The 7,014-nt window shown below is 62.9% G+C and carries 8 protein-coding genes; 6 read left to right on the top strand and 2 right to left on the bottom strand.

Going from position 1 to position 7,014, the window contains the following annotated elements; genetic code table 11:
* The coding region (locus EOB36_RS32475) for an iron chelate uptake ABC transporter family permease subunit (protein WP_164897688.1) at positions 1–325 on the top strand (325 nt) is incomplete at its 5' end.
* 10 nt (positions 326–335) lie between these two features.
* Entirely contained in the window at positions 336–1,124 is a 789-nt protein-coding gene (locus tag EOB36_RS32470) for a heme ABC transporter ATP-binding protein (protein ID WP_128286495.1), read from the top strand.
* A gap of 182 nt (positions 1,125–1,306) precedes the next feature.
* Here EOB36_RS32470 and rirA read toward each other — a convergent pair whose 3' ends face one another.
* Positions 1,307–1,768: an iron-responsive transcriptional regulator RirA gene (gene rirA, locus EOB36_RS32465; RefSeq protein WP_126106178.1), complete on the bottom strand. Its 462-nt coding sequence runs from the start codon at positions 1,766–1,768 to the stop codon at positions 1,307–1,309.
* 203 nt (positions 1,769–1,971) lie between these two features.
* Here rirA and EOB36_RS32460 point away from each other — a divergent pair, with 203 nt between their 5' ends.
* The 3 genes from EOB36_RS32460 (at position 1,972) to EOB36_RS32450 (ending at position 4,534) form a co-directional block, all read left to right on the top strand.
* Positions 1,972–3,267 carry a DUF445 domain-containing protein gene (locus tag EOB36_RS32460; protein WP_128286494.1) on the top strand — a complete coding sequence of 432 codons (1,296 nt, stop codon included), beginning with the start codon at positions 1,972–1,974 and terminating at the stop codon, positions 3,265–3,267.
* A 96-nt stretch (positions 3,268–3,363) separates the two neighbouring features.
* A complete protein-coding gene (locus EOB36_RS32455; RefSeq protein WP_095486636.1) occupies positions 3,364–3,792 on the top strand; it encodes a phasin family protein in 429 nt (142 codons plus the stop codon).
* A 244-nt stretch (positions 3,793–4,036) separates the two neighbouring features.
* Positions 4,037–4,534, top strand: coding sequence for a MaoC family dehydratase (locus EOB36_RS32450; RefSeq protein WP_095486635.1), 498 nt, complete (start codon positions 4,037–4,039; stop codon positions 4,532–4,534).
* Positions 4,535–4,573: 39 nt separating this feature from the next.
* On the opposite strand, the gene EOB36_RS32445 is transcribed toward EOB36_RS32450, so the two are convergent.
* Positions 4,574–5,977 (bottom strand): PLP-dependent aminotransferase family protein, encoded by a 1,404-nt coding sequence (locus tag EOB36_RS32445; protein WP_128286493.1) that lies wholly within the window; start codon positions 5,975–5,977, stop codon positions 4,574–4,576.
* A gap of 105 nt (positions 5,978–6,082) precedes the next feature.
* Between EOB36_RS32445 and EOB36_RS32440 the strand changes: the two genes are divergently transcribed.
* Positions 6,083–6,946, top strand: a complete 864-nt coding sequence (locus EOB36_RS32440; protein ID WP_128286492.1) for a DMT family transporter — start codon at positions 6,083–6,085, stop codon at positions 6,944–6,946.
* Positions 6,947–7,014 lie beyond the last annotated feature (68 nt).

The raw sequence follows: 7,014 nt of genomic DNA, 5'->3' as shown, positions 1-7,014 counted from the left end.
TCTTGGCATCCCGGTGCAGCGGCTGAAATACACTGCAATCATCGGCGTTTCGGCGGCGGTCGGGGCATCTGTCGCGGTCAGCGGCGGCATCGGCTTTGTCGGCATCGTGGTGCCGCATCTGTTGCGCTTGGCTATCGGCCCGGACAACCGCTATCTGCTGCCGGCCTCGGCCCTGCTTGGCGCTTGCCTGCTGCTTCTGGCCGATGCTGTCGCGCGCACCATCGTGGCGCCGGCCGAGCTGCCGATCGGCATCGTCACCGCGATCGCCGGCGCTCCGTTCTTCCTCTGGATCCTGCTGCGCAAGCGTGGGGTCATTGACCTGTGAGAGGGTTTTTATGATCGAAGCGCGGGATGTCTCGGTGGCGATCGGTGGTAAGCGTATCGTCGCCAATGTCGATTTCGACATGCGGCCCGGCGAAGTCGCGGCCATCGTCGGCCCCAATGGTTCGGGCAAGACGACCTTCCTGAGGGCGTTGTCCGGTGATCTTGCCTATTCGGGAGAGGTCACCGTCAACGGTCGTGACCTGTCGGCGATGAGGCCGGTCGAGGCCGCGACGATGCGCGCCGTCCTGCCGCAGGCGACGACGTTGTCCTTTCCCTTCACTGTGCGCGAGATCGTCAGGCTCGGCCTGCTCGGCGGGCGCTCGGGCGCGCTTCCCGGTGAGGACGAGCGCCTGCCCGAACGGGCGCTGGCGCGGGTCGATCTCGACGGCTTTGCCGGCCGTTTCTACCAGGAGCTTTCGGGCGGCGAGCAGCAGCGCGTGCAGTTGGCCCGCGTGCTCTGCCAGGTCTGGGCGCCGGTCCTCGACGGCAAACCGCGCTATCTCTTCCTCGACGAGCCGGTTTCCAGCCTCGATATCAAGCACCAATTGATCATCATGAACATCGCCCGCGACTTCGCCAGACGCGGCGGCGGCGTGGTCGCCATCCTGCACGACCTCAATTTGACGGCCATGTATGCCGACCGGATTTTCGTCATGCATCGCGGCAGGCTTGCCGCCACCGGCTCACCGCAGGACGTGCTGAGCGACGATCTGATCGAAAAAGTGTTCGATTGCCGGCTAAGGGTAGGCGTGCTGCCGGCCGGAGACATGCCGTTCGTATTGCCGCAGTCGGTCTGTTGATATTCAGGTGATGCCGGCCTGCAAATGGCGATTTCCTGCGCTTCCGGTACTCACGTACCCAAACGTACGCTCCGTTCCGGTTCTCGGAACCCACCTGTTTGGTCGCTTCGCGCCCGTCTTCGACTCCGGCTCGGCCTGACCTGAATCTCAACAGACCTAGCCAAACCGCGATGCGACCAGGATCAGGCGGCCGGCGCCCTTTGCACCAGCATGTCGATGCCGAGCAGGTGTCGCACATTCGGACGCGCCGCCACCATGTCGGCGATCGTGTAGCGCTCAAGCACGGCGAAGAAGGCGTTGAGCGCCTCGCGCAGCGCCGAATTCAGCGCGCAACTGTCGACCAGCGGACATTCGGCAGCATCGTTCTCGAAGCATTCGGCCATGGCGAAGCTCTCTTCGGTCACGCGCACGACGTCGAACAGCGTGATGGATTCGGCCGCGCGGCCGAGCCTGACGCCGCCGTTCCTGCCGCGCACCGTCTCGACCAGACCATGCTCGACCAAAGGCTGCAGGATCTTGAAGAGAAAAAGCTCGGACACCGAGTAGGCGGCCGCGATCTCTGGGATGCGGCTCAGCCGATCGGTATTCGCGGCGCAATACATCAGGATGCGCATGGCGTAGTTGGTCTGGCGTGTTAGCCGCATTTTGTCCTCACGAAGCATTAGCTCAGGCCTAATATGGCCTATACCTTGGAATAATTCCAGACAAGCATCGCATAATAGGTGAAGATTTTTGTCAAGTTTGCGCACAGGGTCGTGCAAAACATGACCCCCGATTGGTCTGGCGCGCATTCGGGTGGGCGGATTACTAAGTTAAGTCCGCGAGATCGACCAGGAGCAGTTCATCCATGTCACAATCAGCACCGACTTTGGCATCCGCCCGGTTCGATGCCGACGCGGACGCCAAGCTTTCGGCGCTTCGGCGCACCAAGTTCGTCGCCACCGCAGCGCTGGCGCTGTGCGTCCTCGTCTTCGCGGCGGCCAAGTCGTTCGAGGGCCACTATCCGTGGCTGGGGTTCGTCGCCGCTTTCGCCGAGGCGGCGACGATCGGCGGGCTGGCCGACTGGTATGCGGTGGTGGCGCTGTTCAGGCGGCCGCTCGGCCTGCCGATCCCACACACCGCCATCATTCCGGAGAACCAGAACCGCATCGCCGACAATCTCGGCCGCTTCATCGAGGTCAATTTCCTGGCGCCCGAGCCGGTGCGCGAAAAGCTTGCCGAGGTCGACTTTTCCGCGCTCGTCGCCGACTGGCTGGCCGACCCCAACCGCGCCGCCGATCTGTCGCATTTCGTCGGCCGGCTGGTGCCGCAGACGCTGGCGGCCGTCAAGCAATCGGGCCTGCGCGGCTTCGTCACCAGCCGCATGCTGGAGCAGATCGAAAAGGTGCCGCTGGCGCCGCTCGCCGCCGAGCTGCTGTCGGCCCTGACCGACGACCGCCGCCACCAAAGACTGTTCGACGAATTCACCAAGGTGGTCGGCCGCTTCCTGAGCGACGAGCAGGCGCTGGCGACGATGCGCGAGAAGATCCGCGAGGAACTGCCGTCGCTGTTCAACTTGTTCCGCGCCGACGCCTATCTGCTGAAGAAGATCGTCGCCTCCGCCGGTTCGCTGCTCGACGAGGTGAGGGCCGATCCCGAACACCCGATGCGCGCCGAATTCGACCGTTTTGTCCTGACCTTCGTCGAGCGGCTGAGGACATCCAAGCAATACGCCAAGCGCGCCGAGAAACTGAAGCGCGATTTCCTCGCCAGGCCGGAGCTGAAGGCGCTGGCCGGCGACATGTGGGAAAGCCTCAGCCTGTTCATCGAGCAGGACGCCAAGGCGTCGAATTCGATGATTCGCGCCCATCTCGCCAATATGTTCGTCGAAGTCGGCCGCCATCTTGCCGGCGACGCGCAGATCAGAGCCGACATGAACCAGGGGTTCGTCGTGGCGCTGTCTTCCTTCGTCGAAAGCCAGAAGAGCGGCGTCTCGAAATTCATCGCCGATCAGGTCAAGCGCTGGGACCTTGCCCAGCTCACCAGGCTGATCGAGATGAACATCGGCAGGGACCTGCAATATATCCGCTTCAACGGCATGGTCATCGGCGGCCTTGCCGGCGTCGCGCTTTATACGGTGGAACGGCTGTTCCTCGTCGGCTGAACCGCGATGTGTTGCGCCTTCGAATGGACCGCGAAGCGCCAGTGCCCTATTCTTCTCCTCAGGCGCTGCATTCGCAACAAGAGGGGAGAAACCACCATGGCAAAGCAACCGGATCCCGGCTCTTTCATGGACATGTTCGGCAGGTTCGGCCGCGACCTGAAGCTGCCGAACGTAGACGTCGAGGCGATCCTCAACCATCATCGCAAGAACCTCGAGGCACTGGAAAAATCAGCCAGGGCAAGTGCCGCCGGCGCGTCGTCGCTATTCTCCCGACAACGCGAGATGCTGCAGGACACGCTGCACGAAATCGCCGACATGGCGCAGAGCTACAGAGCGCCGGGCGATCCTCGGGAGTTGATGGCCAAGCAAGCGGCGTTCGCCAGGAAATCCTTCGAGACCGCATTGAAGAATGCCGGCGAAGTGGCCGAACTGGCAAGGAAATCCGGCACCGAATCGGTCGAGATCCTGCGCGACCGCATCAAGGAGGCGATGGAGGAAATCCGCACCGGCTACGACAAGAAGTAGGCTATTCCCAAGCCAAAGCAGACGGACTTTTCTCCCGCCTATCCGGCTCCTGAAAGTCGTATTGTTGATTCTCGGCCTCGGCGAGGCACAAAGTTTCTCTTGGCCCGGATAGCCTGTTTTGCGGCGCTGGACACAGGCGTTGACGCGATCCGACCGAGGATACCGCAGCGGAACGCGCGGAGCGAATTGACAGAGGCGGCCGGTTCGTGGTCGGGAGGCAGGACAAGCGATCGGGAAAGCAGGAATGACGCAAACACGGCCGAGGACGCCGCCGACCTACGAGCAGCTCAGGATGATGACCGGGCAGGAGCTCGGTGTGTCGGACTGGACGACGGTCGACCAGAGCCGCATCGACCAGTTCGCCGAATGCACGGGCGACCGCCAATGGATCCATGTCGATCCAGAGCGGGCGAAGCGGCAAAGCCCGTTCCGCACCACCATCGCGCACGGCTATCTGACGCTGTCGATCATCGGCGCGCTGGCGCTGGACATGGGCATCGTGCCCGAAAACACGCAAGCCGCCTTCAACTATGGCTTCGACAAGGTGCGGTTCCTGGCGCCGGTCAGGGCCGGCGCGCGCATCAGACTGCGCATCACGCTTTTGTCCGTGGAGGACAAGGGCCCCGGCCAGTATCTGATGAAGGCCGCCAACATCGTCGAGATCGAAGGTGAGCAGAAGCCGGCGCTGACGGCCGAAACGCTCGTCATGCTTTACGAGCGGCGCAAGCGGGGCAGGGCCTGAGGCGAAGCGCCAAGGCCTGCATTTCCGTGATAGCGAAAATCAACGCGACATCGCCTCCTCGAGTGTCCTGAAAATTCTCTCGTCTGCCGACTGCGCGACGTTGAAGCGCAGGAAACGGCTGGCAGTTTGAGACAGGCTGAACGCATTGCCGGGCGCCAGCACGATATTGGCCGACAAGGCGCGGCGGGCCATTTCAGCTGCATCCACGCCTTCCGGTAGGCTGCACCACAAGAACATGCCGGCCGGCTGGTCGATCCACGGCGTGATGCCGATCGCCTTCAGCCGCGTGCTTGTCTCAGCCATGGCGCGTGAAAGCCGCGTGCGCAACAAATCCACGTGCTTGCGATAGAGACCGTCCTTCAGCAGCGTCAGCACCAGTTCGGAGGCAAGCCTGCCGCTGCCAAAGGACGTGGCGATCTTGAGGTCGGTCAACCCATCCATCCAGTCGCGTGGAGCCGCGATGAAGCCGCAGCGCACCGACGCCGAAAGCGTTTTTGAGAAGCTGCCGATATGGACGACGCGACCAAGCCCGTCGAACGCCGCCAGTCTGGGCGCGGGGGTGTGTTCGAAGTCGGCAAAGATATCGTCTTCGATGATCGTCAGATCCGATTGGTCGGCGAGCTTGAGCAATCGATGGGCGACGACCGGCGACAGAATTGCACCCGTCGGATTGTGAAGCGCGGAATTGGTGATGTAGAGACGCGGCTGGTGCTCCGTCAGCGCCTGCGCGAACAGCTCGATATCCGGTCCCGACGGCGTATAGGGAACGCCGACCACCTTGGCCCGGTGAGCGCGCAACAGGGCATGGAAGTTGAAATAGCAGGGATCGTCCACCAGCACCGTGTCGCCCGGCTCGAGCAGGAACCGGCACAGGAGATCGATCGCCTGGGTGCCCGATTCCGTCAGCATGATCTGGTCAGGAGATGCCTCGATGCCGTACCCTGCCATGCGCCGTGCGAGCAGATGACGCAGCGGCGGCAGCCCGAGAGGGGTGCCGTAATCCGTCAGCGTGACATCATCGCCGCGTGCCATTGTCCGCAGTGCCCGGCGCAATCCAGCCTCCGGCATCCAGGAGGCAGGCAGCCAGCCGCAGCCAGGTTTGAGCACGCCGTCGCCGGCTTCCAGCGACTGGCGCGAAACCCAGAGCGGATCGACAGCTCGGTCAAGCCTGGGGCCGATCTCGGCCAGGGACAAAGGAGCCAGCGGTCCGGCAGCATAAAAACCCGAGCCTGGCCGCGAGCGGATGATGCCCTCCGCCGCAAGACGCTCATAGGCTTCGACCACGGTGGATTTGGAAACCTGCATGGTCTTCGCGAAAGCCCGGATCGAAGGCAATCGTGTTCCCGGTGTCAGGCTGCGCGCGGCGATCCTCTGCCTGATCGTCGCCATGACGCTTTCGACAAGCGTCCCGCTGCCCTCACTTGCCGTCGCCTGCTCATCCATCCGTACTGCTCAACCTACCATGACAGTTTTCCAAAACTGTACCTCATTGTCTCTGGTGGCGCCATGCGTCCGGCCCGATAGAGGCGAGAACATCAGGAGCGTGCGATGGACAAGGCGGCGGGTGGCTGGATCAACGGATTCGTAGGCGTGCTGATTTTTAGCGGATCGCTTCCGGCGACGCGCGTTGCGGTGATGGATTTCGATCCGGCGTTCTTAACCGTCGCCCGTGCTGCCACGGCAGGCATACTCGGCCTCGCGCTTCTGCTCATTTTTCGCCAGAAGCGTCCGGAGCGGCGAGATCTGTTGTCGTTGGCCATCGTGGCGCTCGGCGTCGTGGTCGGCTTTCCCTTGCTGACCGCGTTGGCCCTCAAGCATATCACCTCGGCCCATTCCATCATCTTCGTCGGCCTGTTGCCGCTGGCGACCGCGATCTTCGGCGTTATTCGTGGCGGCGATCGCCCCAAGCCGGCTTTCTGGCTGTTTTCGTGCCTTGGCAGCGCCCTTGTTGCCGGTTTTGCGGTGACGCAAGGCGTCTCGGCCTCGCCGGTAGGCGACATGCTGATGCTGGGCGCAATCATCCTGTGCGGACTGGGCTATGCGGAAGGAGCCACGCTGTCGCGTAAACTTGGCGGCTGGCAGGTGATCTCATGGGCGCTGGTGTTGTCGCTGCCGGTCATGCTGGCTCTGACACTCATCACCATGCCACCGTCGCTCGAACCCGTTGGCAAGGCCGCCTGGATTGGCTTGGCCTATGTCTCGCTGTTCAGCATGCTGATCGGTTTTGTGTTCTGGTATCGCGGACTGGCGCAAGGCGGCATCGCTGCGGTCGGGCAACTGCAACTCCTCCAGCCTTTCTTCGGCCTTGGGCTGGCGGCAGTGCTGCTGCACGAGCAGGTCAGTCCTGCGATGATAGCGGTCACTGCCGCCGTCGTGCTTTGCGTGGTCGGCGCGAAGAAATATGCGAGATAGGCGTCAGCCCTTCTTCCTTCTCCCCTTGTGGGAGAAGGTGGCCGAGCGAAGCTCGGCCGGATGAGGGG

The organism is Mesorhizobium sp. M6A.T.Cr.TU.017.01.1.1 (genome assembly GCF_004023115.1).
Classification (GTDB): Bacteria; Pseudomonadota; Alphaproteobacteria; order Rhizobiales; family Rhizobiaceae; genus Mesorhizobium; species Mesorhizobium mediterraneum.
The sequence above is the reverse complement of the archived record's forward strand: the minus strand, read 5'-3'. Positions and strand labels throughout refer to the sequence as shown.